The sequence below is a fragment of the Martelella alba genome (assembly GCF_005217455.1).
Taxonomy (GTDB): domain Bacteria; phylum Pseudomonadota; class Gammaproteobacteria; order Enterobacterales; family Enterobacteriaceae; genus Acerihabitans.
In genome coordinates, this window is the sequence record NZ_SZPQ01000103.1 from 1 (window position 1) to 2,219 (window position 2,219).

The following is a 2,219-nucleotide window of genomic DNA, read 5'->3' on the forward strand; positions in this document are numbered from 1 at the left end:
TTTATAAAAACCTATCAATATGATAATAACGGAATCTATATAGGTGATGTTGACGAATGGGTAACAACGGGTACCGGAGTTTCTGCTGGCGCGACGTCAGTAGCTCCGCCCGCTGTCGAGTCTGGATATGTGGCAGTATTTTCTGCCAACACATGGTCTATGGTCGTCGATAATCGCGGTAAAACAGTCTATTCTACCACTGATCGCTTAGCATCAACCGTTGATTATGTCGGACCGATAAACGAAGGTTTCACAACCCTAAAGCCTTCGACTGATTACGATGTGTGGACTGATGGTTCATGGGTTACCGACACAACCGCACAAAAAAATGCAGAAATAACGGCAGCGAAAAATACTCAATCAGAGTTACTATCTGATGCTAAAAACACAATAAGTATCTGGCAAACAGAGTTATCATTAGGGAATATAACTGATGCTGACAAAACATCGCTGACGACATGGATAAACTATATTAAAGAACTTCAAGAAATTGATGTTAATAATCCAATGGATATAACATGGCCGGATAAGCCAGTGTAGTGTATTAGGATAATATGATTATTATCGGAGATTAAAACCCGTGAAGACACGGGTTTTAGTTATTATGATGCTTTAGAAATAACAGTTTCAGAAGTTTGTGAATTTTTAAATCTGTCTTTTTTTTCGAGCGAGGAAATTGTTTTTTTATCAGAAATAATATTTGTATATATAGTCATTAGCTCTTCTATATGAGCATGCATTGATATTGGTGTCATTGCATTTGCAAAATATTGCATGTCACACTTTTTATTATAAATGCTAGTAAGTTTATTCTTGAAATCTATGATTGATCCGACCTTGAATGTGAAATCTGGATTCCTTCGATGAATTTCACTCGCCCCGCCAGCGCTACTGCTGAGTATTGGTATATGTCGGGAGTGTATTTCGATCGCTACCTGTGGTAAGTTATCCTCCCATAGTGGCGGGATGATACCAAGATCGACTTCGGACAAAATTTCATCTAGATTAGAATGTGTGTACCCATTATAATAACACAAGGAATGGTATCTTCTTGAAGTTTTTATTAGACGATCAAAAAAATAGTCATTTTTCTTTGCTGCTATAACAATTCTTATGTTTTTTGATATATTTTCATCAATAGATGAGAGGCCCTTTAAAAAAAATTCAAATCCTTTGTCATTTCTCATGTACCCCATATAACAAATAGTCATTATGCCATCGAAGGCTAGAAAAGGCTTATCTTTATTTTCATTAAATTTGGTGCTATGTTCTGTACCAATATATACAGTATGACATAATTTTTTCTTTATGCCATAGTTTATACATATATCTTCGACTCGTTTTGATACAGGAAGAACAGTATCGACATAATCATTTATTGAGTCGACAAAAAAACTTCTTCTTTGGGAAAAATATTCAATTTTCTCTAATGTATCTAATTTTTCATTGAAATTCTTAGATTTTTTTTTGAATTTATAGATTAAGGCATTAAATTTTATAGCAATTGACCATAATGTGTTGAATAGATGAGTGTCAGTTTTTATATTAAACGTTCTTAACAAATCACCTAGAAAGAGGGCTTTTTTAACACCATTGGGGTTTGGGATTTCATGAATGCAATTTAGGCAATTATGTCCGTTCTTGTAATCGATGCAATTTACTTTTTCATCTCTCCACAAATTCACTTGTGGACAAAAAGGATAATAATTATGCACAGAAAAAACAATTTTTGTCTCAGGAAAGTTTTCCTTGATTTTTTTTAATAGGTTGACAGGAATACCCTCTAGATTGTTGAAATGAATTATGTCGAATCCATGAAAGGCATTTATTAATTCTATAAAAATACTCTCTACTATATCATTGTGTATTTGAGTTGCACTTCCGAAGGAAGTATAAGACGGCGCTAAAACCTGAGAGTTATATATCCTCGCTTTTTTTTAACTATTTTATAAAAGGTTTTATTGAAGGGCGGTGTATAATAACTTCCAGAGGATATAAAGTAAATGTCATTTCCGAGCTTCGCAGAATTATTTATTAGATTTTTTTGATAAACAGATACACCTACACCTCGTTTTAACTCATCATCAAAATCAACCCAATTATAATAACATATTTTCATTGTCTCACCAATTTTGTACACATTAAATAGCTGCGCCTAATACCGCTACACTTTTGCCTGACCATGTTTTCCTCCGGGGAATGGGCTGGCAGTTTCCATA

The 2,219-nt window shown here is 34.0% G+C and carries 2 protein-coding genes; one reads left to right on the plus strand and one right to left on the minus strand.

Going from position 1 to position 2,219, the window contains the following annotated elements:
* Positions 1–540 (plus strand): tail fiber assembly protein (locus FCN80_RS25655; protein ID WP_136993161.1); only part of this gene is annotated, 540 nt, incomplete at its 5' end.
* 62 nt (positions 541–602) lie between these two features.
* Here the strand turns inward: FCN80_RS25655 and FCN80_RS25660 are convergent.
* The gene (locus FCN80_RS25660; protein WP_170975534.1) at positions 603–1,715 is read right to left on the minus strand and encodes a glycosyltransferase; all 1,113 of its coding nucleotides are present in this window, start codon (positions 1,713–1,715) and stop codon (positions 603–605) included.
* Between the last annotated feature and the right edge of the window lie 504 nt (positions 1,716–2,219).